Here is a 25,964-nt window from a genome sequence, read left to right as displayed (position 1 = left end):
GACAATCACATGATGAATCAAACCTTAACCCAATTACGTCAATTAAAACTCCACGGCATGGCAAGTGCGCTTCAGCTACAAAGTGAACAGCCTGGTAACTACGATAACTTAAGCTTCGAAGAGCGTATTGCCATGATGGCCGACAGCGAACAACACGAACGTGAAATACGTAAACAGGAGCGACTGCTCAAAGCTGCCAAGCTGAAAATACATGCCAATGCACAAGACATTGATTACACCCAACCACGAGGGCTTAAGCAGCCTGTAATGGCATCATTACTGACGTGTGAATGGATAACAAAACACCAAAATCTATTACTGACTGGCCCGTGTGGTAGCGGAAAAACGTACTTAGCGTGCGCTGCCGCGCACACTGCCTGCACCAAAGGCTTAAGTGCAAAATACTATCGAATATCGCGCTTAATGATTGCACTGACGCAAGCCAAAGCAGATGGAACTTACACAAAAATGCTAAATCAACTCGCTAAAATCGACATGCTTATTTTAGATGATTGGGGCTTAGAGCCGCTAAAACCAGCACAAAGAAACGACTTAATGGAAATCATGGACGATAGAAACGGCAGTACATCCACCGTCATCATTAGTCAGTTGCCGACCGACCAGTGGTATGAATCCATCGGCGACAATACGCTAGCCGATGCAATATTAGATCGGCTCATGCACAACGCACATCGTATCAATTTAAAAGGAGAATCTATGCGAAAAATACGCTCTGAGTTGACTTAACGTGAACACTTAGGGTACAAACACTACTAGCCCAATGCGGGGACGTTTAGGTGTTCACGTTCAGACCAGAATGGGTGTTCATCATCGCCAGAATATGCACTTGAGAAGAAAAAGCATGATGACGAGGCGTGTGGGGAGATTCAAACTGAACACCCTGGCTATCTAGGCTCACAAGATACGTTTTATGTCGGCAATATGAAAGGCGTTGGTCGCATCTATCAGCAGACCTTCGTTGATACTTATAGCAAAGTGGCCTTTGCTAAGCTCTACACAACGAAAACGCCAATTACAGCAGCTGATATGCTAAATGATAAAGTTCTGCCGCTCTTCGAGCACCAAGAGCTTCCTATGCTGCGCATACTCACTGATCGCGGCACGGAATACTGTGGCAAAGTTGAGCAACATGACTATCAGTTGTACTTGGCGATAAACGACATCGACCACACGAAAACAAAAGCAATGTCGCCACAAACTAACGGCATATGCGAACGCTTCCATAAAACGATACTGCAAGAATTTTATCAGGTCACGTTCCGCAAAAAACTTTACTCAACGATGGAGGAATTGCAAAAAGATCTGGACGACTGGATCGATTTCTACAACAATGAGCGAACTCATCAGGGCAAAATTTGCTGCGGCAGAACGCCAATGGAAACTTTACTTGATGGGAAATCGATTTGGGTTGAAAAGAATTTAGCTCAAATCTAATCTGACGGACACCAATTGAAAAACGGGTAAGTGTCAGATCAAGTCTGAGCTAGTACATTTTAGGGATCGCCGAATTTTTGCTTCAACATAATCGTCACGTCTGTATAATCGGATGCAATCGATACCGTCCAATCTTGGTACTGCCTCATCGCATCTAATTTGCTGCTTTCCTCTATGAAAATAGCAATGCGCTCAACCTCCCATAATAATTCAATATCTTCCAAAATCACTCTGCCTGAGTCATCCTGTAACTCAGCTCCTATTTCTGGAAAAGGGTAAGACATAATGTCGCAGTGCTTGAGAATTTCTTTACAGACGGTATCTTCTGTTTGGTCCTGTAATTGCTCTAATATCGAAACAGTTACTTCTTCTACAAGTACGAGATCCAAATTAGATGATAAATCTGACCAACCTGAATCAAATCGGTATTCTGTGATATAGCTTATTGGATTTTTAATATAAGTTGGCGAGCTAGGAGTCTCTAATAAATTATCAACAATGGCTAAGTAATAAGATGACCCTTTTTCAACCGCCTCGTCATATTGACGCTTTGAGATTCCAACACCTTTATCAGACCACCGTAAAGAATCTCCCTTTACTTCAACATAAAAAGACTCGCCTGAATTTGGATTTGTAGCAACTAAATCATAACCGGGGTTATTTTCTGGCATTCTTTGAGAAATATAGCCTTTAGCCCTCAAATCGTCTAAGACACATAATTCAGCTTTGTTCCCTAACTCTTTTCGATATTGTTGCTGTTCTTTAGATTCGTTGTTTTCTTCATTCGAATTTAAGTCTTTTTCATTGGAAATAACATAAGACCGCAACTTATTTCTTCTAGCATGATTGATTCGGTTTGATATGCTCGCAGATCTTGATTTTGTTAACCTTAGCGGCTTTGTGTAGCCACTCTCATCATTAGCTGAAAAATGATTACTCGAGGAACTTTTAGAAAAATCATTATTGCTATCAGTTTCCGAGTTGCTCGTATCGATAAAAGGCGAACGCCGCGATTTATTGCTGGTAGAACGTTCTTGAGAGGTTTTTATATGGCCCTCTGAAATGCTGGAAGTATTTTGAGTGAAACTTCTAGGCTTGTTATTAGCTGTGGTTTGCGAACTTACTTGGTTCGATTCCTCATCAGTCTCATTTTGCAGTGCCTCGCTTGCTTTTGTTTGCTGTACTTCCTGCTGAACAGGAATATCGAGCTCGTGAATAGCCCTCCCTTTAATAATTTTATCTATGTGATTTGCAACCGCTCGAGGGGTATGCCAATCAGGTTTTCTTTTCATTTGTTTGTCAAATCTCTCTTTGCTGACTATTCCTAACATTTTTGAAATCGAGTCTTCCAAAGTATCTCTTTCCAATTTAGAGGTATAATCCCGCAGAACCTGCGCAATAAATAGTCGCTCAAAATCATCCCTTAGTTCATCAGGTTCAGCGTCATTTTTTAGAAAAAGAACTTTTTGTTTGAAGTCTAAAAAGACAGTATGCGCAGAAGTTAAATGGGAAATTGTTGTGTGGGGTATGAAAAGCCTAACTTTTATTTCTCTTACTCGCGCCTCCCTAAAATTTAAAAGTGATTCTATATGACTATCTGCTTGCAGACGCTCTACAAGTTCCCGTCCTTGGGCAATCTTATTTGCCAATAAACGGATAATTAATTTACAGCTATAATCTGTCAGAATTTTGTTTGTTGGCTCGAGACTTGTAACAATGTCGGAAATCAATTCTTCTTCAACAACATCACTAAAACACTCAAAATCTAAAAATTTAACAAGTGGCAACATCCATTCATATGAATGGTCTTCTAGTTTTTTTACGAAAGTAATTTTAGTTGAAAATGCGGTTCTAAGCTTTGTTTCGTCTGGAAAAAATGCCTGTGGTTCGTCATCAGCAGACACCCAAGTACCTTTGTTAGAATAAAGTTTCGCCTGTTTCTTGAACTGCTTTAACCATTCAGGGCTTTCTTTCTTCTTAATAACTGAAGCAATTATTACAAAGGCCTTGTTGTACAGATTCCACTCTCTATCGTTTAGCTGGTTTTTGTTTTGTAAATTTATCCAGAGGTCAGCGTAATTACTAGCATCCATGCTTTCTTTGATATTCAGTTTTTTTACAAAGAAACTCTTTAACTCTTCCGGATAGCATGACTGAAGCGAATCGAAGACAGAATCGTCAATATATTTTGATACGTCATCCCAAATTACTTGTGCGCTGGTGCACCACTGTGCTTCCTTTCTTTTATTCGGTGGTATGTAAATTAAAGCATTATCTGAAAAGTCATCTGCATTTATGTCTTTGCGATTTGATAACGCTGTATAAATAGCAACTATCGTTTTTACTTTTACCGATGCAGATCTGTTCAACCTTTTTAGATATTCAATTATCGTCTTAGTCTCAGCGTCTCGCTTCACTTCCAAATACGTCATTAAATTTTCAGGCATCTGAACACTTAAATATGGTAAATTATTACCAAATATTTGCCGCAGATTTGGATCATCAACAAAACATTGGGAAGGTAAATTATAACCTTCATTTGTTTTTACCCATGCAGTGCGCTTCAAGAAGAAACTAAACGTTGACTCAAACCATTCAAATTTGTGGCTTCGATAGTAATAATAAGCTTCAGTGAGTAAATCTCTTCTAGTCGTTTTTCCGGTAGTAACTAGCTGTAATTCGAAATATTTAAGCAAAATTTGATATTCCGAATTATTTAATTCTTTGAATATCCAAAACAAAGATGGCATTAGTTTTATCTTTGCAGTTTTGATGCTGGTGCTATGGTAATTAGATGAGTTTTGGAAAAACTTTGTATTCAAAAATTTGTCATAATCAGTATAACTGCCACCCAATTGACTTATTGACCGTTGCTCAGAAAGTATAGGCGATGGAAACTTTTCAACACCAATTTTATTGTAGTAGTCTTCAATATTTTCGAACTTTCCTTCCAAATAATAGTCGCTAAGAATACTGAATTTTGACTTTTCAAAGTCTGATGAAAACAGATAAGTCCACTCAGATTTTGACTTTTCTGGCAAAACGATTGGATATTCTAGATTATCGGAAAGCGTTAATCGCCCATCAGATAATAAAACGGGAATTCCAATTCCCTCATAGTCATCATCTTCATCAACCTCGAGGATATCCCACCAGTGAAAAATAGTATCTATTAGATTTTGTTTTTCCTGCAACGAAGCCTTGGCTGCCTTTTCATCGAGGTTTGGTGATATCTGCTCAAAAACGTAGTGACTATACGAAAATGCTTGTAACGATAACCGTGCTATTATTTGCGCTGAATCACCTGTTGAGCGAACCCTATCAAACAAAGATTGCCGTAAACTTTTAACCTTCGGAAAGAAGATCCCATCAGGTACGAGTGCTTTGCCGGTTTCCAATGGTTTATACGTTGACCTTGAGCTTAAACATTCTAGGCCCCCACCCTCTAGCGGAATACATGGGAAGTCTTTAGCATAGGATTGATTCAACTGGGTTAGATACAAAATATATTTTATGAACCAGACGTCATCTTGCTTTTCTATAAAATCACTTTGCTGATAATAAGATTTTTGTTCAGTGGGCGTAATATTTTTGAGACCAACCTGCTTTAACCTATTTACGTGCAATGCCGGTTCAGTATGCAACCAATTGACTGCATGTGACGCATCAGAGAATAACTCTCTAAACTCTTTCTTAACTATCCTAATTGCACTAGGAACGCGCAGGTTATCAGAACAATCTTTAACAAACTCTTTCGTTTTTAACTGCTCAATAACGTCATCTACTAAGGATAGGAAAACTCCCCCAGCTTTCTTAGCATCAGCTCTCAACGGAACAAAACTATAGATATTAGTATTTGTTAATCCACTTTTTGCTAAATATGCAATTTGCGAAACTACAAGCTGAGCAATTTCTTTAAATAGCCAAGCATTCCATGAATTTTTAATTATCGATTCTCTTGAGGCGGCAAGAATAAAATCGGCATTGATTACAAGGGGAAGTCCACTATGCATCTCTGTAGGTAAATAACTAAATACGTTGTGGGATTCATACTTGTCGAGTGGCAACGCAACAGTGATTGTTCTTTCTGTTACTCCGAGACGCTTTTCCTCATTCAACTTTTTTGGCACAGGCACAATTTTATTTGCCAAATAAAACTTTTGCTCATTCGAGACATTACCGTTCAGTGTCGTAACTTGTTGAAGAATATTTCCTGACTGACTTGTTGTAAAAACAACTTCGTAATTATCAGCAGGTATCGTTATTTCAACTGATTGGATCTTATCCAGAAATAGGGTGACCTCTGATTTATACTTGAGGAAAGAGGTCCTGATTTCGCTGTATTTATCTTTAATTAATGGCAATAAAATGCAGGTTTTATTTTTGTTTTCTTTAACAATATCCGGGATGTCATCAACCCAGTAGGGGATTATATAACTCAGTCCAGTTATTTTGTCATCACCAAGAAGTCTGAACTGAAATCCATTCGAAAAGATGTGAGGAAAAGAAGAGACCTTAAATACCGACTTAAAACCAATACCTTTTTCGCCAATAAAACCATCTGCTTTTTTAAAGGCTTTTGTAGACCTTGTAGCGGAGCAGATGCTTTTAATATCAGACTCTTTGAAGCCCTTTTCATTGTTTATAACACAGAGACAACCTTCTGAGTTTTGACTTTTTGTGGGATCATGGTCGAGAAGAATAAACTTGAGATAGGGTAGCACGCCATCCACATAAGTGTTGTCCTGCGCATTCTGGATTAGCTCAAACACAAAATGCAAACTATCGCTGTAGAGCTCTTTGGAAACAAGACCTAACATCCCTTCAAAGGACGACAACATATGAGGTGTTAGCCCAGTTGGTTTGCCATTCTCATCAATTCCAAAATCTTCTTTTCGAACACTCTCTATAAACGCCTTTTGGCTACTCATACCCTACCCTCAGTTAAACTTTACACATCCTTGTATCAAGGCCCTTTTTATTTATACGGTGTCTTCTACAAGCAATCTTGACGAATTGGCGCTAATTTCACTGAATAAATCGACTCTTAACCCCATACCAAAGAACCTGTGACAATTTTTTTGCTCTGGTCAATGCTACATAAACCAATGAACGTTCTAAAAGCTCATGAGCTTCGCGTGACACTTCATCGGCTGTATTCATCAAGGCATAGCTCAACGGAATCAAATCATCATTAAACGAGGCAAAAATGACATGGTCAAATTCTAGTCCCTTTACCCGATGAACCGTTGCTAGTCTCACAGCAGAGTCTGAAACGCCATTTGCACTGGTTTTGATAATGTGGGTGTTGATCCCTTTCTCTGTTAAGGCGGATGCAATGTTAGACACTTCGCGATTGGTTCTTGCCACAATACAAATATGACTTAGTGGCAAATCGGAGTTCCTAATAACCTGATAGAGGTATTCGTTTTGTTCATGCTCATTTTTCAGTTCAACTACTTCTGGATAGCTACCGTGAGTTAACGATTTATAAAGCTTATTGTCATCTTCACCGCCATCTAAATCATCAATTGGATATCCTTCAAGCAAACTTGTGGCCCACTTACGTATTTCATCTGTGGTTCGGTAATTAATCTTTAGCTTGGCCGAACGACCAATAATATTTATTCCAACTTGCCCCAATACCACTTTATTTTGACTATAAATCCGTTGATGCGCATCGCCTACGATGAACATATCGTTCTGCCCCTCAGGTACCATCGCTCTTAACAGTTTAAATGCTTGACTCCCCATATCTTGGGCTTCATCCACGATAATACTTTTATAAGGTAAGCTAATATTGTTGGAACGAATAAAATCAGCAGCATCTCTATACGCATCTGACACTTCCTTATATCCGTTTTGATTAAGTAGTCGTCTATAACTGTCAAAGACAGCCCATATTTCAACGCGCTGCCGTCTATTTAATCTGGTACCCCTACCTATTCTTTTTGCCCTTTTGTACTCGTCACAATCTATTACTCCCTGTGGTTGAATTACCTGTTCCCATTCTTCTTTAAAAAAATCTAGGCTAAATTCAAGCGATGAGGGCATATCAGCGTAAGCTTGCTTCCAAAGTTTGTTCAAAGTGTCTTGGTCGTAAACCACTTCAAAATCATAATTTTGTTTCCGTAAAAAATATCTTACCCACTGATCGAGGTTAACAACTTCAATATTTTTTAGGAGCGCCTCTCCACAGAGCGTTTTCAAGTTATCGTTAATATCTTGGGCGAGGTTTTTAGTGAATGTTGTAAAAAGTATTTTGTGGTCGGGCTTTAGACAATTTTTAGCGAGCCATTTTGCTCTGTGCATAGCAACTACTGTTTTTCCCGTTCCTGCACCTCCTAAAACCCTCACCGGTCCATTTTTTACTCCTGTGGCAAGTCGTCTTTGTGATGGATGCAAAAACACGCGCCACTTCTCTAAAGACGCACTTAATATCTCTTCGAGTTCAGTTTCACCCGACACCACAGAAAATTTTGATAGCGTTTGTAGTCGTTCCAGTGCTGCAGCGAAATCAGTGGTATTAAACTCAGCTTCTTTATTTATCTGACGATCGTTGAGAATATCTTCATAGGACTGCCCAGCAATAAAGAAAAACAAGCCTTCATATGCCTCGTCTGGCAAGTAGCCTTGAAGCTTATCAAGTTGCTCTTCTGTTTTTATCCCACGCACAGCTTCAAGATGGTCTTCGGGAACTCCCAACTTCATTAACTGCTTATCTTTAAGCTCACCAAACAATAGTGGCATATAGTCATCGTCACCTACTTCTGTTTCGGTCTTTTGCTCTACATTAAGCTCCGTTTGATATAATTGAATAGAGCCGCTTTCTGCATTAATGGTGCATTTATGTTTCTCTGCCCACTTGTAAGCGTCGTCATGATGATCAACCCATAGTAAAAGAAGGATGTTACCTTGAGCGGATAAAATAACACGGTAAGCCTGATCAACGCGCAATGACCGAAAACTATCGTCTTTAGTAACTTTTAGCTTTTCAAGATTTAAGCCAGGTAAGTCTGGGTTAGACATGAGTTTCATAACCATTTGATTTACCTTTGCCTGAATATTCGGCTGTTGCTTATTTAAAGCATTAAAATACCAATCCGAAAATGCGACTTTTACTTCAGCACTCATAATTTATCCTTAAGTGCTCCTAGCACTTCTTCAAATTCATCTTCCAAAATTAAGGTTGTAAAACCATTTGTTATAAACACTTCCTCATCATCGGCCTGCTCAGAGAGCAAAACAACCAAATTATTATCGGGCCAGCAGAGTTCTGCTTCGGCTATAACGGCACCCTTTGCGCTTGTTAGCTCGTAACTCTGAAGTGGGATGGCAACCTTTAACTTAGCAAGTTCCGCCAATAAGGGACGTGTCTCAGATATTGCATCTTGAATAGCGAATTGCCATTGTTCATCGACGTACTCTGACTCACTGTCCCAAGATAATTGGGCAAAAGTCCCCTCTTGAGTTGGCTCTACTTCTCCTGCGAACAAATTAGGAATAAACTGTACCCAGTTCATAAGTTGCCATAGTATCAACCAGCGTTGTTTGGTAATTTCACTCGCTTTATTTACTAATGCAACTTGCACAGACAGAACGCAATTAATAGCTTCACACTTTCGTAAAAAGTCATCCTCTATCGCTACTCTCAAGTCAAAAAGGGTTTCACCTTCATTCCAAGAAATTACTTGCGACAAGGTAAGCTCTAAATCCGATATATGGGTTTTAAAACCCTCTGGCATGATAACAATCGATTCTTCCCACTCATCAACCGCTTGCTGATTTCTATTTTTAGGATCTAGCATCGATAGAATTTGTAAAGACGAAAGTTTTTGAGCTTCACCTTGATTAGAGTGAGCAAGCAACTTAGCTAGAAAGCTGAAATTATTAGCTTTAATATCATTTAATGAGAAATCACTAAGTCCCTGAGCTTGCTTTTGAACTGCTGACCAAACAGCTTGATTTCTTTTTCCATTAAAAGCACTTGGTAGTTTAGCCTCCATACCAGCAAACTGATTATCCAAATCATACCAACTCAATGACCAAACCAAATACTTGCCGGATAACAACAAACTCTGTCGCTTTAATAAATCGTCATGCACTTTATCAAAGTGATATTCATAACCATCTAAAAATACTGCTATTGGTTTAAATGAGTATGACGTTTTTACAGGATAAATAATGTAGTCAGGCTCACATGCATATTTAACACCGTCACTTTTGTTAAGTTGAACATGCATTTCTATTCGATACTGCTGTTCCCCTATGATTAAATGATAAGCCTTTTTGCCTTTAATGAGGTCGAGTTTTACCGATACTCTATCACCGCCAACAATATCTTTTCCATTAAGTGCTTTCAGCGCTTCAGGGAATTTAAGCTCTAATTGGCTATCTTCCCATATCACCTTTTTCACCTTGCCTAAATTGTCTATAGGCTTAAGCTTGGTGTCTCCTTCCAAAAGCTCGTTAAGCATATTGAGAGCAACAATTCGCGAAGTACTTTCCATTCCATACGAGTTACGATATGCATATAAGCAGCTATAACAGCCATCAACTTCTGGTATAGCATTCTGACAACCGCATTTTGCCATTACAGTTTGCGCAGCCTTGAAGGTTTCAATCAAATTAATTGGATCAGCCAAAAGCTCGTGAAGATAGCCGGTACCGCCAGGCACACTGTCATAAATAACTAAATATTTATCTCGGTGCTCTGAATTCGGTACCGGATGATCAGACACCATAATTTGAAGGTGATCGACTTTACCGCCAAACCTCTTTTTGAGACCCAACTGCACAGCGGCAACAAACGAGTTAGTTTGCTCTTCATCATTCCCTATAGACATATTAGGCATCAATATCCGTATCGCCTCGGAAGTATATTCGCGATATAAATACAGGCATTGTTCAATACCCTCTTCGCCCTCGGCTTTCGCATATTTGCAATAAGGTCTGTGCTCTGCTTTGCCTTTTTTAGGTTGCACCGTTCCGCAGTCCTTACAAATCCTAAAGCCAGGCCTTTCTAGTTCTCTGCCAGCAATGCAGAACAATCTATCGTCGTTACCGCTGCTTTCACCAAAATTAATTTCAATAAACTTTGCTCGTCTTATAAACTCGAAACCAAATGGCTTGGATTCATCTTCATAAGCATAAGCGAGTTCAACTTCTTCTGGCGGAATATCTACCAACATCTGTTTATTAAAAAAGATGGGCTCTCTAGTGTCTTTGTCATCACCTAAAGTCGCATCTTTGATGGAGGTGTTTGCGTAAACCTGAGTTAAGCGAAGTACTGGAAATTTCTGCTGTATCCCGGCCCAGCTAGGTGTCCCGCATCGAGGACATGTTGCGGTTTCAAGCGCCCCAGTCGACTTTTCACTGTAGCTACAGTTAGGGCAAATACGTATTGATTCAATTGCTTTACCTCTAGCTGTTTCAACACGTGATATCGACACCTTGTAATTAGATGCGTAAAAGACACTATTAGGCGCCAGTTCACTAATAGCTGAATGCGCTGGGCGGGAGTATTCATAGGTGTCTGATTCAAACGGCTGAGCACCAGTTGGATCTGATGAACGTCTAAATATTACCGATTTTAGTGTTGTTCCCTCCTCCGGAAATGCGTAGTTCGGTAGCAATCCTTCATCAGTTAAAAAGTTAAGAGTTTCTCGTTGTAAAATGCTGCGCTTTAATCGGCTAACGCCGCTTAGCTCCTCATTGAGCTCTCTTACTTCTTTTTCTTTAGCCTCATCATCTGGCTTTTTCTCAGCATTCTTTAGCGCCGTGTCTAATACTTTTCTTTGCTGATCCAGTCTCGACACTTCATCAACAATTTCTTTTAGCCGATTAATTAAAATCCACTCTACTTGTTGCTCTTCATCTTGTGGATTTACCAAGAGCTGTTTTAGACGCGCCAATCCTTCATCAGTTAAGGTATTGGGCAACAACAGAGAGAAATCGTCCCACAAGCGGTCACGATTAGTTTTAATGAAACTGATTAAAGTAAAGGGAAATTGTTCGAGCTTAGATTCTTTAACTGCATTTACAACGGGCTGCATAGAGGACGGAATAACTTGCTTACCTTCCTTTACTCTTCCCCAATCATCGAAGCAAAACGCCAATAGTTGTCTTCTCAGCACCATGGTTGCTTCTAAAAAGATAGCTGGGGGCTCTACCGCGCCGGCCATCATTTGCATTGGATTAGCGTAAAAATACAAGTCATGAGGCTGACCGTTGGCTAGCGTCAAAACGGTAGCGTTTCCGGTCTGACGGCCAGCACGTCCAATACGCTGAAGATAACTTGCTTGATTAGGTGGAACAGAGGCCAAGAAAACCGCTGATAGGTCACCTATGTCAATCCCCATTTCAAGCGTTGGTGTAGCAGATAGTAAGTTCTCATACCACGGTTTACTATCTTTGGGTTTTGCTTTAAAACGATTTTCAACATTTTCTCGCAATTCACGGTCTAGTAAGCCTGTATGTTCATGGCCAATTACCCGCCTTGGCTCACCTTGTAAATAAAAATCACGGTAAAAATTAGGCGCTGCCGCTTGTCCTTTTTGCCAATTTAGCTTTCGACCTGACGCCAAGTGTGCAATAACAAGCGAAGGAAGCCCAGTTATTGCCTCTTGCCAATCAGCAGGTAAATAAGCCATACCTGCAGGATATTGTTCTCCCTCTTGCTCCTGAATAAGCTCCATTCGCACAAGAGTGGTGGTTATTTGCAGCCTCTCGGGGTTGAGTCCCCATACTTGCACATCCTTGCTACCCACAATAACTGTTTTAACTAGCTCTAAATTGGTTAAACTCAACATCGCGAGCTTGAAAAGTTCGACATAGAACGAACGGTCAACAAGTTCGTCACTATCGGAGTTTGCTTTTAGCCATTGGACATACCACGACACTCCCGTTTTAGGAAAAACTGCTTCAAAGCCTTTCATGGTGTCTGTCGCAGGAAAGCGAGGTAAAGTAGAGCGTTTACCAAACTTAGGTAAAAATGGAATTTTCGTCAGGATGAAGTAATCTCCCCCTGGTTTACATACCCAGCCAAGTCTCTGTGAAAAATTGCACCACGCCTCTTTAACTGGAGCACTAAACCCCAAAGCATATGCTTTGCCTGGCGGTCTGTTAATGAGCGACCGAGTTCATCACGCACTTTTTCTTTAAACTTTGTTGCTGCTGTTGCCACTAATTCGGGAGCCCAGGTGATCGTGGCGGTGCCGGTTCGATCCAGAGAACGTCCAATTTGCGCCCTAATACCAACCTCTTGTAATGCTTCCCAACTCAAACGTTGTTTAACAAAACTAAGTAGTTTTGACAGCTCTGGTTTGTAACCCTTTTTCATTCGGATAAAGGTGTCTTCAGACTCCAGATTAGGTGCAATAAATTGGCTGATAAAGGTTTCGTCGTCCCAACCATTAGGGTTGGTATCGGTAAGTACGAAATCGTCAAACCAATGTTCTAAAAATTCAATATAAGGAACTTTGTCATGTTGGTTTAAATACTGTGCCATAGCCATGCGCAAGTTCATGTCCCATGTGCGGGCGCTGTAAAAACCAGCTCTGTGAGCAGCGTCTTGCACTGAGTCTGAAAACACAATTAGCTTTTTGTCATGATTCAGGCGATTTGAGAATACTTGATTTACCGCGACTGAAGTTAAACTTGCAGCCTGCGAACCAAATAGAACGAGTGAATTACTTGCTTGGCAAACTGGGCAGGAACGTTCTTTTTTATTGGTATTAACGCCCCGCTCGCGAACTGTCCGCACCTGCCCTGCTTCAAATACTTTAACCATTGCGTCTTCGCCACAGCGAGTACAATTTTCAGAGTGAGCTAAGGTCAAATGCCCGCAGCCAGCACACAAGTGTTTTTCGTGCCCATAATCACCGGGGCCATTGTCACCCGTAGTTAATGGCATGATCACTTTCGATTGTATATCGTTATTAAAAAAGTGTTTATACAAGGTGCGAAGGTCGGTCTCAATTCGGCTGTCACCTGTTTTTTCTGCTGCCAGCCATGATGTAGCATGGCACTCGGCGCATTGGACAACTGGGAGTACCATGCGGTCTTCATCTTGCTTTAGATCGTCAGAGAAAAACAAATGAACATGTTCAGGGTCAGGGTTAACTGAGGCTACAATACGCTTTAGCTCACGAGCCCAAAATTGCAGCCTTAAAGATACGAACGGCTGATTACTATAATCGCTGCCCCGAGCGAAGGCGACCAGTGCCAATAATGATAATAATATTTGCTGTGAAAAAGGCCTAAGATTTGGCGGTAACTGCCGACTCTCGGGTATCAGCAGATTTAAAGGTGCAATTGTGCTGCACTGTGCAAGTAAGCGATGAAACAACGCGTGTTGCTTTAGCAATGTCCCCAGTTTTTGACGAGACCCCATATTGCTAGGTTCAAGATCGAAACCATCTTCATCAGCCTTTCCAAAAAACAACCATGCTTGATGTGTTAAGTACTCATCTTCTGTTTTAAAATTAGATGGCGATAAGTATGCAGTGTCAAAGTCGTATGACAAACTGAAGTACTTAACCTCATCCTTAAACACATCTGCGCTTTGACGTGCTTCTCCAATAATTGCTGCCTCGTCAAATTTGGCATCAAATATTTTAGATATAAACTCAATTAAACTGGGTGCTTCTTCGTCAGAACCAATAGTTGCCGAGGTACCTACAGGCACTAAATAATTATTTGGCGTGGATAAATGTGCTTTTAAACGCCTAATTAGCATCGCAAGGTCAGAGCCTTGCGCACCATCAAAAGTATGTAACTCATCAACCACTAAATACCGTAAGCTTTCTGGTTTATTCAAACGCCAAAGTGCTTGGTCTTTTGGGCGCATCAATAAGTAATCGAGCATTTTGTAGTTAGTAAGTAAAATATCAGGAGGGTTTTTACGTAATGTCGCTTTGCAGGTAATAACCTGTTTTTCACCCATCGTTTTTTGCTGACTGGCTTCGGAGCCGCCAACAAACAGACCAACACTGATTTTGCCCCTTAGTTCAGGCGTTTTGTATATTACTTCGGCAAAACGTGCTGCTTGGTCGGAAGCAAGTGCATTCATTGGGTAAATAATTATCGCTTTTACGCCCGCGTCTTTTTGCGATAGGCAATGACTCAATAATGGGTACAAGAAACACTCTGTTTTACCTGAACCAGTGCCAGTTGCTACAACGGTTGGAAGTGGAGTCTCGCTGCTTAATCGCTGCCATGCTCTCTCTTGATGAGCAAAAGGGCTATGTTCAGTTTCAAATTTCTCAAAATAATTGTGACTTGCTGAATTATTTTTTAGAAATGGCAAACCAATGCTTACGTATGGTCCCTTAAAGAATGCCTCTCCATCTGCATCACTATGCATTAAAGCAGAGAATTTATCTTTAAAGTGCGGTGTTTCGGTTTCATAACCCGTAACGATAAACTCTTTAAGTGCACTCTCTATATCGTTCGCAATTAAACTGGGATACATCTAAAAGTCCTTTTCTTGGAATGCAAAACGCTCAGAAAACATTTCCCATGCAACGCGATAATCTTCTTCTCGATTAGGAAGATACCATGGGCTTGTATAAGTGATGACCTTTTCTACTGGTCCACCCGGCTTTGTATCATCGATAACGGTGCGTAAAATTTTGGTGCCATCTGGGAAGTCTTTCGCTTCGTTCCAACCAAGTGGTTTAGATTCTGTGGCGCCATCGGGGTATTCAATAATTACGGAATCTTCGTTTTTACCAACACTCCTTGGAAAGCCTATATCAACGAGTCCTTTAGATGGAGTAAAAACAATTCGTCCATTTTGATCGTAATATGTTTCATTCTCATACTGTTGCAATACAGGAAATTGGACACGATAAATAGTCAGCAGCTCTTTAAGCGATAACCCAAGTTCGATTGAAATCAGAACATCAATTTCTAAAAGCGCTTGACGACGTTCGCAAGCTAATCTAACAGCTGAAGTAGCGTTCCAAACGCTGCTCAAGTTTTTAAAATCGAAGCTAGTTTCTACAACCAACTTTTTAGTCCAGAAGCATTTTTCAAAGTCCTCTTTCCATAACGTATGCCAAAAATCAGAATAATCTTTAGTTAGAGCAGTTAGCGACATAATCCTAACCATTAGCTCAGAGCGAAGCTTATTATTTCTAGGGTTTACCAGTGGATAATCTTCCAATTTAGTATGCAGATTGCTTACACCTGAAGCTTTAAGCATGAAGTCAAAAGGCAGTGAGCAATGAGCAGCAGCCATTATTGCAAGCACTTCAATATCTTTGTACACATATGACCTAACACCATTCGTATGAGCCACTCCAGGCGGATAAATAGCACCGCATAGTGTTCTCTCAGAACTGGAACCAATCATTGCTCTGTAACAAATCCGATAATAGTCCGTTACTTTGCGAGGCGCCAACATATCCTTATCAATCCAAGGTACTGACGGTATTCGTCGAATATATTCCTTAACTTCTACACCAGGAATGTAATTTGTCCGAGGAAGGTACGTTTCGTCTAAATCTTCAAGGCTGACCATACTATAGTGACTTTTTTCATTGCAAATAGCATTTGGGGTTTTATGGAACGGTGATCCAACAAAGAAATGAGGGCCCGATAGAACCCAGCTTTTAGTTGAATTGGGAAATGAAGTATTACGTTTTATAGTTTTTTCACGCTGAGCATAAGTTTCATCGAACATTACGGTAGAAAAGTAATCATTCTTTATATCAACTAGCCGCTTTGGTTGTTCAGCAAACCTGTCTAATACAGATAACAATTCTTGAGAATGCAGTGACGGTAGTCTTGCATTTAGGGGTTTTGTACCTACAGAATCATATAATTTCGAAAATATCTTAAGAGCATCAATAGTAACCGTTAGCATTCTGCTTGAATGTCCCGTCACATCCCAATTGTTTTCAGTATTTTTTATACCCGGCACTAAACCTAAACCATCATGAGACAGACAAAAGTCAATAGTATTTGGTGTAAACAAATTAGCGATATTTGTAAATGAAACCTTTTCTTGTACTTCACCAAAAACATTTATACTAAATTTAACCCTATGACCAATCGGGAACAGAATAAATTGATTTTGGAATTGATAATGCCCTTTAAGGCGAGGATAAATTTGACCTCTAAATTCACCACCTTTCGGATCATCGTAAACCCCCTCAGGATGAAGGAAACCAATTACACCTGCATGATTGCAATATTTCCATGCTAGTGGTAAGAAACATTTGTATAAATTAGTTTGGATACCTTTCAATTCTGGGTAATTATGAATCGCATTCAGAAAACTTTGAGTTCCTTCTGTGTAGTGGTCAAGTCATTTTGGCCACGGGTTTATAAAATTGCCAGTACCTTATTTCCGATTCATTTGGGGTCAAATCACCGTTATATGAATGAGGTCTAATATTGCTATAGTAACCAATAATGTAGTCATTAATTCTATGTTTGGCTTCGCTAAAATTCTTGTAACCAGTTGTCGGTATCCATTCCGTTTTTAAACTTCTAAAAAATCTTTCCATTGGGCTGTTGTCCCAACAATTTCCGCGCCGACTCATACTCTGCTTGATCTGATATCGCCAAATTAATTGTCTAAATTGACGACTCGTATAATGACTCCCTTGATCGCTGTGAAACATCACATTGCTCGGTCTCCCACGGCTTTCAAATGCCATTGTTAACGCCTGACATGTCAGGTTGCTATCAGGCGAATGGCTCATTGCCCATCCGACTGGTTTTCTTGCAAATAAATCTAATACTACCGCCAAATAAGCCCAACGAGAGCCTGTCCAGATATACGTCACATCGCCACACCACGCTTGATTCGGCTCGGTAACAGCAAACTGCCTATCCAATATATTTGGAATAGCTACATGCTCTTGTCCTGACTTTTTGTATGCATGTTTTGGTATCTGGCAACTCACCAAATTAAGCTTACGCATGATATTGGTAGCTCGATAGCGAGTTAGCGGAAAACCATTATTAGTAGCCATCACTGCAATGGTTCTTGCGCCTGCTGAGCCATTACTTTCACGATGAACTTCTTTCACCTGGCTATGTAACTTGGCTACTTCAGGCGGCAGCCGTTTATCTCTTTTACGCCAATACTTAAATGTGCTGCGATGGACTCCAAATACCTCGCACAGCAGTTTTATTGAATAACGGCGTTTATCGCTCTGACTCAGTTTCTCGACTAGCGAGAGTTGTTCATGGAGTCCGACATCAACAGAGCGGTAGCCTTTTTTAGTATCTCCTTCTCTAATTCAGCGCGCTCTAGACGCTTCTTTAGGTCACGGATTTCAATTTGCTCTGGCGTCATTGGTGTTTGTTTAACCTGCACACCACGGCGCTCTTGCTTGAGCTGTTTCACCCATTTACTGATAGTCGATGGCGCAACATTCATAGCTTTTGCGGCTTCTTCTTGACTATAGTTTTGATCGACTACCAATTGTGCCGTTTCAAGCCTAAATTCTGGGCTGTAAGTAGGTCGTTTACTTTTCTTCATATTTGTCACCTAATCTTGCTATGCTTGTAGCATAACATTTCTTGTTAGGTGGCCAAATTCACTCTACCACTACACTGCCTCTTCTAATTCTGTAAACCATGTCTGTGCTAAATTTGGTTTTTCATCGAATGCTTGTAATCTTCTTTCACGCAACTGTGTAGCTGAAAGCTTTTTGATTAAGAACTCTGGATTGAAGTCGCCAAGCACACCTCCTTCATTCCACTCTACTTTTAACCAAGGCGGATTCCCCAACATCACATCAAAGCCACCGCGATCCGCAAACAAATCTGCAAAGTTCAATTCCCAATGAAAAAATTTGAATTTATCAGCGAGTTGCTTTATCAAGCCTAAACGAGGGAATTGCTTATAGAGACTAGGAAGGTGGAGCTGACCTTTTGCATTTAATACTTTTCTGAGCGTGGTATGACTATCAGACAAACTGGGCTGCGCCTCGCCAAACAGGCTACTTTGCGCGGGTTCAAGCCCTGTTTTTCCGTTTTGAATACTCGTGGTAAGCGCTAAATCATCTTGTTGCGGCTGATTGAAATTATAAATCTCAGTTTGCAGGATTAAATTTAGCTCCATTAGCCAAGTCGCACGGTCTGGCAACAAATCAGCTTTATCCAATGGCCAAAACCACATGGCACACCAATAATCCATTACTAGCTTTAACCGGTGATATGGCGTAGCTACAGAAGCATCATGATTAAAAATACCCTTAGCCCTAATTTCATCTTTTGCAGCAGTAGAGGTTGGGTGACTTTCATCGCTTTGCCCCCATATAGCAAAAATATCTTCTGTTTTGTTTCGGTCGACTCTGAGCGTTTGAACATGCTGTGACCATAGTAAATCGATGGCCTTACTCATTTTTTTGAGAAGTGTAACTTCAAAGTCTTCGATTGGTGCGATAAAACCTTTGCGCCATTCTTTAATGGTAGCAAATGCATCAGGTTTAAGCTTTTTGGCTTCCTTATCGTTAACATTTGCCATACCAATATCAGGTAGTAAGAAATGGTATATTTCACTGTCTTGTCTGCTACTAGCCGTTTTCAACGACTCAGTAGATAAGCGCTTTGGTGCTAGGCTATACCACAAATCAGTTTTGCGTTTAGCGGTAAGTGCAGATGTATGATAAACCTGCCTACGTGCACCAATTAGTGAATTACCATTAAATAATTGATAACCAAACCATGGCACATGGCTACTGCCATTTAATGAGTTAAGCCAAAGTGAGACTTCTGCAAGTTCAACTGCAATTGGGTTTAAGTCAACCCCATATACATTATGGTCAGCCATATGCATCTTGACGGTTTGTAAAATCGCAGGATATTTTGCGTGCTCAATCCGCTCATTTAATTCAGTCTGCTTTTTGGTTAAATAGGCTTCTGCCAATTGATTAACTGCTTCATTCAAAAACGCAGCAGAGCCCATTGCTGGCTCGCATATGGTTAAATTTAGAATTTCGTCGGCACTTAATTTTTCTAAATCAGCACCTAATTTCTCTCGTAAAGTGTATTTAACTAAGCTTTTTGTCAGCACTTCTGGCGTGTAGTAACTTGCTGATTTTTGTCTATCACGTCCTGCTAACCGATAAATAAACTTACCTTTGGGGTGTTTCTTTAAAACTTTATGACCTTCGTCATCGCGTTCAAATACTTTTTCGTCCTCAGCGTATTCACCAATTTCATCTGCTGACACAAAAAAGCCGGCGTCGAGTTCATCGTATTTATCAGTGGCTCTTTTTACTTCGTATAAATCGTGGGCGGCAAAAAAGCCACGGTAGCTCAGCAGCGCTTCGTATACCGCACCTAACTGGTTAATACCAAGTTGCGCATAGCTTACTCTGCCTCTTCTCTTATTACCTCTGCCACTTGTTTCACGAGTGAGTGACATTAATTGAATAACTTTTTGTAGTGTGCTGTTTTTAAATTTTACTTTGTTTAAATAAGCAGTGCGTTTGGGGTCGAACAAATGGCTATCCAAGGAAGGAATTTCAAAACCGTCAATACCGATAGAATAAGTTGCTTGCATGTCTTCAAGCTGCAAGCCTTGTTGGTCTTGTTCTGGCCGTTGACGCCCTTGATGGATCATGTCAAAAAGCTTTTGGATACTTTCGTGAAAATAATAGCCGTTTACCGATTGCTCAGTGTTTAACTGCACTAGCTCCAAGTCACGCAAACTTTCTAAGCTATAGCCTTTAAGATATGTTTCACTGCTTTTAATAGGGACATAGCCTAGTTCTGGTCTCGCCTCAATGTAAAACAAAAACAACAAGCGATACATGTACCGCAAGCACTCTCTAGAGAGCTGCTCTGGCGACAACGCACTTTTTCCTTCATAGGCAATATCACTGCGTTCCAGTAACTGTTTTGCTGCCTCGTTTCCTAGTAGCTCTATTGCTTCTCTAATGGCATATTTTAAATCTTCAGATACGCCAAATGCATGCTTATGGGCATTTTCGTCTAAGTTATCTAATAACGATGCGCCGTCAGATGGTGCCAAACTGCTTTGATGCAGCAAGGCAGCAGTGGCTTTAAGAGTTTTATCATCTTTGCGTCCTAATATTTCGTCCAAATCAAAACGCAATACACGATTCTGTAGCCATTTAAAACGATCGACTAGCACACACTGGCGATCACTTAGTAATATCACCCAACGGGGTGGCTCATCTAGTTTGAATACATAGTCGTTAATAAGCTCGAACCAAGTGGTTCCTGCTAGTTTATTAGCGTGTGGTTTCGGCCCGTAAAATTGAGATTTATCCAATGGTAAACTAAAAGGATCGAGCCCTTCTTTTTCTATATCTAGCGCACCTAATATCCATACTTTTGGTTGTTCGGCATTTGGGAAAACTGACAATACCGGTATCTCAACATCCTTCCCGACAACGATATTATTAGCGGTATACGGAAAATCAATAGTAGTTAAGAACTTTTCAAAAAATCCTCGCTGCATAGCAACTGCTTTTTGTTGATTCCGTTCCTTTTGAGATTGCTCACGCATTGCGAAGTAATCACGAGCTGCGTCGCGCAAACGTTTATAGGGGGGCACAAAAGTAGTAGTCAAGTCATTTGCATCGTCATCAGCTTCGCGCTGCAACCATGCTTGAATAAGCTCTTTTATATCGCCTTCAAACACTTCTGATAAATAATGAGCAGAATAGAATTCATTCTCGTTATGAATACCTAAAAACGTTGCAGCATTGTCACTGATAGCCATAATTCTACTCCTTTATTCCTTTACCGGCGCTAACACGGCTATTAACTGTATATATGGCACAGCCTCTGTTTGCCAGGTATCTTCAACCCATCTTTGGTATTCAAAAAACACTTTATCGATATGTCGCTGCTTTTTAAGCCTTTGGCTTTGTTGGGTTGTCAATAATTTACGGCCTACTTCAAGCTCCATTTGCTCTACTTGCTTTGTTTTTAATTTGGCAAGTTCCGCTAACTGCTTTTGTAACTTAGGTTGTGTTTGCGCGTCAAATTCCTGCTTAGTTGCAAGTACTTCTTTAGTGACTGTGTCTATAACCGGAGCGCGGAGCTTTTCCAAGGAGGATATGTCAACCGGCAGGCCTGTGTTTGGCAGCGCGCGAATATACTCGCCATATTTTTCAAGTGTGGTAGCGAGTGGTTCTATTTTTTGGACCTCGCTATTTTTAGTATGTATGCCATACCACTGCCAAATGACAGGATGTGCCTTACGGTTAGGAATAAGTGCACTAACAAAGAAAATCGCGTCATTTGCATCAAGTTGACTATTGAGCCCCAATACTAGCGCCTCGTGCCGTCCAGTGTTGCCAAGCATACGCTCTTGCAACCAGTCGGTGAGTGGGTGTTTACGCCACAAGTAATGATGTTTAGGCCATGCATTATCATCACTGCGTGCCCGTTTAATTTCATCCATGTAGGCTTGTTTATCTGCCGTTAAAATGAACTCACCGTTTTCCGGATAAATTTCTGATGGAAATGCCTTAAATTTTTGCTTTAAGTCGTCTGGTGCCGTTAATCGAATAATCTTGCTTACATCATTAAAATCGACTGCCACTCGCCTATTTAGCAGATTAAGAAAACGTAGCGCCGACTTAGCAAACTGATAATCAGTATCGAACAGGCTTAGTGGTTTTTCTGTGGGTGCTTTTTGAGCATCTTGTGGCTTGGCATCTTCTTGGCCTGAATTAAGAAACATAGCCATGAGGTCATCACCCTCATTTTCTTGAGTATCAGGTGTATAAGTCGCATCAAATTCGTCGACAGTCATACCTGAAAGCATGGCGTCTGCCGTTATATCCTCTTCTTTTTGAACATCAAACACATCCATAAAAGTTGCAGGATCACCTATATTTTCGTAGGCCTGTTCGTCTTTTTCCTGAAGTATTTCTAAAATACGCAAATCACCCTTTATGGTCTGATTTTCACTTTCGGTGATCATGTAATAAATCTCCGGCTCTTCTGTTTGGCCATACCTATCAACACGACCATTTCTTTGCTGAAAGACCATTAAGGACCACGGTAAATCAAAATGAATCAAGCGATGGGATAAGTAGTGAAGATTGATGCCTTCACTTGCAACGTCTGAGCATAATAAGATTCTAAGTTTTTCCTCTGGTTTACCAAACTTCTCAACAATATCTTGTTGTTCAATGTCGCTCATACCTCCGTGAAGCTGGGTGATTTGCTTTTCATTTAACTTTAGGTCACTTATCAATAATTGCTCTAATACGCGAAGCGTTTCAATACGCTCCGAAAATATAACCAAGCGGTCATTAGTGTCAGTTTTTTTCCAGTTGAATGCTTTACTGGCAAGCATTTCAATCAATCGTTGATATTTTGACCAATGACTATCGGATGTATTTTCGAGAGTCGCTCGTAGGTGTAACAATGCCTCAATTTCGTTTTGTATAGCCTTCGAGGTAGTCATTTCATCTGAATTTGGTTTTAAGATCTTTATGCGCTGTTCGACAGATTTTAAACAGGCACTTGGAGAGGAGAATAATGCCTTTTGTAGTCCGATGCGTATTAATTGGCCTGGCTTTTCATTGTCATATTCGCCTTGCACAGTAAATGGGACGTTAAGTAATGCCTCATATACCGCTTCTTCTTGTGCAGTCGCCTTTTGGCGGATCGCATGCACTGAGCGCTCTTTAAACTCGGTAGTTACCTGATCTTTTATGTCGTGCTTGAACCTACGTACAACGAGACCTTTATTTGAAAAGTCGTCTTTTATGTAATTTTCGGGGTCTGAAATTGCTGTCGGATCTAACATATTCATTAGACTGGCAAAGCTCTTTGCCTTGCCGTCATGTGGTGTTGCTGACAACATTATCAAGGTATCAGACTTTCTTGCCAATAATTGCGCCAGTTCAGTGCGTTGCGAGCTGGTGCCACGATCGGCGACGTTATGTGCTTCATCAATAACAATAATATCCCAGTATGCCTTCTCTAGATACATCTTGAATTCATTGTCTTGTTTTAAAGTGTCTATCGATATGATCGATTTGTCATAATAATAAAACGGATTATGATTAGCAGGTATTCTGCCGCGAACACGTTGAAGGCCATTTGAATCTAATCGCGTTAATGGAATTGAGAAGCGACTCCAAGAACTCTTTTTGGAATTGTGTCATCATACTTTTGAGCGTTAGTACTAAAATTCGTTTACCACGCCCCCGCTGCATTAGTTCGGTAACTAAAATTCCAGCCTCTAGCGTTTTGCCCAAGCCAACAGCATCGGCTATTAAAATGCGTTGTCTAGGTTGTGACAATGCCTGATAGGTTGGGTCTAGTTGATATGGTACAACGTCCATTGCCGCTTCTTTTGCCACATGAATGAGATTGTCATTTGGCGTAGACTGTCGAAGCTGGCTTTCGATAAATAATAAGCTTTGCGAGAAGTTAGGAGATAAGTCTTGAACTAACTTAGTTTCTTTCGGGTCGAGGATCTTAATTTCATCTTCCAACTCAGTGAGAAATAAAGCCTCTTTTCCGCGCACTAGTTCTGAAATACCTTCACACGTCAACTGATAGCCTTGATAGTTAGTCAGGTCAACACGCCGAACAACCCATTCTTCGTCGCGGATTTCTATTCGTGCACCCGGTGCAAATTTTTGTGTCGTATTCTCTGTTTGGCTATTCATAAATTTCTATCTCAAACTGCTTGCAAGTTGTTCTATCTGACTCAACGCATGACGCATACTATAAACTTTCCACCCTAGCTTTGTTGCAGTAATAGCCTCTGGTTTATTAATTGCAATACCAATTTTTTTATATGGCCATGCCAATTCAAGTTCAGCAACTACCTCGTTTTTATGGTTCTGGACTTCTTGACCTACCTCAGGGAAGGAGACGTGGTGTCTTTCTAGTAAATCAATAATTCCGTGCATTCCAGGATCGGCTAAATCGTATATATCCTTCCAACTTTCTTTGACGTTCAGACCTTGGGCATTTCTTAATTGGGCGATGAGCTTCGTTTCATCATGTTTGATAAACATATGTTGATGATCAGGTTGCTTTCGATGACAGTCACAGCAGAGTGGTGTTAAATTTTTGCTGCTGTTATCGGACTTAACTCCATTTTTATGATGGACGTGCAGTAGGCGTTTATGTTGACGTAAGTCTAAGCCGCATTGTTGACATTGGTAGTTGAACTTTTCCCTAATTTGCCTTGATACTTGTTCCCAATCTTCTGTGTAATTGCTTGATTGGCTGTTAGCGACGCCTTTAGGCATAAATTTAAAAAATGAGCTATAAGTGTCGAAAAAATCTCCCAGTTGAAATTGTTGTACAAATTCCCTCCTCGGCCCACCTCTGCTTAATGAGCCAAACTTACGATAGTTGATTGCCTCTAAGCAGTACTGACATACGTTGAGTTTCGTTTCGCCTTCAATGAGTTCATTTGTGCGATTGTCTGTTCCAGACACCGAGAACAACCCATCTAATTTATTAGTGACTACATATCGCTCGAATCTGCCCTTTTGCCTCATTCGCTCTAACATTTCGCAATCAGCTACATGAAACTTGTTTCCTTTAGTTCCATCGTCTAACACGCCATAAATTTTGTTGTTGTAACTATGGTCCTTAATGTACAAGAGAACCTGTCTTCCTTTATAGCTAGCAAGACCTGTATCAAATTCAATATCTTCAAAATTTACTTCTAACCCTTTGCCAAGCTCAGCATCTATAGGTTCAATTGGAATATATTCATTAGACAACTCAAAAACTACCGATTCAGCTCCCATAGTTTTTACGGCTTGATGCAGCAGCGTTAGGTCCACTGTCAGTTTAATACTCATTACAAGCCTTCGATTATCTTACGAATTTGTATATCAGCGTTTGTGATTACACGAAAAGATACCCTACGTGATTTTTGTTTATTTTCTATGCCATCATCATTTAACTTCAACCTAGATGAAGCGAGGCCTACCGCAGCGAATGAGGATTTTATCCAAACCTTTTGTTCCCTCGAAAGGTTAGGTAAAAAATATGAATAATTTAAGACTGAGCGGGTTCTGTTTTGAGACAAGGTCATATTAAAAAAATAGGCATCGTCTGGATGAGTGCCTGTGCCCCACTCGGATGACGTATGTCCTTCTATTCTCACTTCATCTATGCTTGCTCTGTATTTATCAAGAACGCTCAAATAGCGCGGAATGAAATTAGCTAAAATTTCTTCAAACTCAGTTTTTAAGCTACTCTCACCGCTATCAAAAAGTACCTCTGGTGAGTCAAACTGAAACGATAAGGTTTCTTTATCTATAGATGCTTCCCATTTCGATAAATCTTTTTCAAATTCAACATTAAGAGCGTCAAAAATAGCGACTTGGTTTTGTTGATATGCAACTGCGACATCTTTTATTTTGTCTCGCTCTATAGACACATGCCTCATGAACGCGATAGCTATGAACAAAAACACTATCATAAGGCCAGCCATGAGATCTGACACCGTTAACCAGTGCTCACCATCTTCTTTTTGTATAGATTTACCAAATATTGAGCTTGAGTCAGACATA

12 protein-coding genes and 1 pseudogene are annotated in these 25,964 nt (G+C 40.4%); 2 read left to right on the top strand and 11 right to left on the bottom strand.

Translation table 11 applies throughout. From position 1 onward, the window contains the following. Positions 1 to 9 precede the first annotated feature (9 nt). Together istB and AC0L6H_RS04795 are read left to right on the top strand one after the other, a co-directional pair. On the top strand, positions 10 to 747 hold the full coding sequence (gene istB / locus AC0L6H_RS04800) for an IS21-like element helper ATPase IstB (protein ID WP_473392923.1): 738 nt from the start codon (positions 10 to 12) through the stop codon (positions 745 to 747). A gap of 96 nt (positions 748 to 843) precedes the next feature. Next, positions 844 to 1,455 (top strand): annotated as a pseudogene (locus AC0L6H_RS04795) (integrase core domain-containing protein); the annotation flags it as partial. A 59-nt stretch (positions 1,456 to 1,514) separates the two neighbouring features. Here the strand turns inward: AC0L6H_RS04795 and AC0L6H_RS04790 are convergent. From AC0L6H_RS04790 to AC0L6H_RS04740, 11 genes are all read right to left on the bottom strand, one after another. Continuing rightward, positions 1,515 to 6,386 carry a sacsin N-terminal ATP-binding-like domain-containing protein gene (locus tag AC0L6H_RS04790; protein WP_473392922.1) on the bottom strand — a complete coding sequence of 1,624 codons (4,872 nt, stop codon included), beginning with the start codon at positions 6,384 to 6,386 and terminating at the stop codon, positions 1,515 to 1,517. A 97-nt stretch (positions 6,387 to 6,483) separates the two neighbouring features. After that, positions 6,484 to 8,589: a UvrD-helicase domain-containing protein gene (locus AC0L6H_RS04785; RefSeq protein ID WP_473392921.1), complete on the bottom strand. Its 2,106-nt coding sequence runs from the start codon at positions 8,587 to 8,589 to the stop codon at positions 6,484 to 6,486. Further along, entirely contained in the window at positions 8,586 to 12,554 is a 3,969-nt protein-coding gene (locus tag AC0L6H_RS04780; protein WP_473392919.1) for a DUF1998 domain-containing protein, read from the bottom strand. The genes AC0L6H_RS04785 and AC0L6H_RS04780 overlap by 4 nt, the downstream gene beginning before the upstream one ends. Then, positions 12,461 to 14,929, bottom strand: coding sequence for a DEAD/DEAH box helicase (locus AC0L6H_RS04775; protein ID WP_473392918.1), 2,469 nt, complete (start codon positions 14,927 to 14,929; stop codon positions 12,461 to 12,463). Before AC0L6H_RS04775 ends, AC0L6H_RS04780 begins: the two co-directional genes overlap by 94 nt. After that, positions 14,930 to 16,711, bottom strand: a complete 1,782-nt coding sequence (locus AC0L6H_RS04770) for a hypothetical protein (protein ID WP_473392917.1) — start codon at positions 16,709 to 16,711, stop codon at positions 14,930 to 14,932. 55 nt (positions 16,712 to 16,766) lie between these two features. Next, positions 16,767 to 17,956 (bottom strand): IS3 family transposase gene (locus AC0L6H_RS04765; RefSeq protein WP_473391102.1). Its coding sequence is split into 2 segments (ribosomal slippage): positions 16,767 to 17,698 and positions 17,698 to 17,956, totalling 1,191 coding nucleotides; the frame shifts between segments, so codons are not numbered across the junction. A gap of 69 nt (positions 17,957 to 18,025) precedes the next feature. Next, positions 18,026 to 21,175 carry an Eco57I restriction-modification methylase domain-containing protein gene (locus tag AC0L6H_RS04760; protein WP_473392915.1) on the bottom strand — a complete coding sequence of 1,050 codons (3,150 nt, stop codon included), beginning with the start codon at positions 21,173 to 21,175 and terminating at the stop codon, positions 18,026 to 18,028. 12 nt (positions 21,176 to 21,187) lie between these two features. Then, positions 21,188 to 23,407: a helicase-related protein gene (locus AC0L6H_RS04755; RefSeq protein ID WP_473392914.1), complete on the bottom strand. Its 2,220-nt coding sequence runs from the start codon at positions 23,405 to 23,407 to the stop codon at positions 21,188 to 21,190. 73 nt (positions 23,408 to 23,480) lie between these two features. Next, a complete protein-coding gene (locus AC0L6H_RS04750) occupies positions 23,481 to 24,092 on the bottom strand; it encodes a hypothetical protein (RefSeq protein ID WP_473392913.1) in 612 nt (203 codons plus the stop codon). Between the two features lie 6 nt (positions 24,093 to 24,098). Then, positions 24,099 to 25,247, bottom strand: a complete 1,149-nt coding sequence (locus tag AC0L6H_RS04745) for an HNH endonuclease (protein WP_473392911.1) — start codon at positions 25,245 to 25,247, stop codon at positions 24,099 to 24,101. Further along, the gene (locus AC0L6H_RS04740) at positions 25,247 to 25,963 is read right to left on the bottom strand and encodes an OmpA family protein (RefSeq protein ID WP_473392910.1); all 717 of its coding nucleotides are present in this window, start codon (positions 25,961 to 25,963) and stop codon (positions 25,247 to 25,249) included. Before AC0L6H_RS04740 ends, AC0L6H_RS04745 begins: the two co-directional genes overlap by 1 nt. Position 25,964 lies beyond the last annotated feature (1 nt).

This window comes from Glaciecola sp. G7-5, from assembly GCF_055808975.1.
The sequence above is the reverse complement of the archived record's forward strand: the minus strand, read 5'-3'. Positions and strand labels throughout refer to the sequence as shown.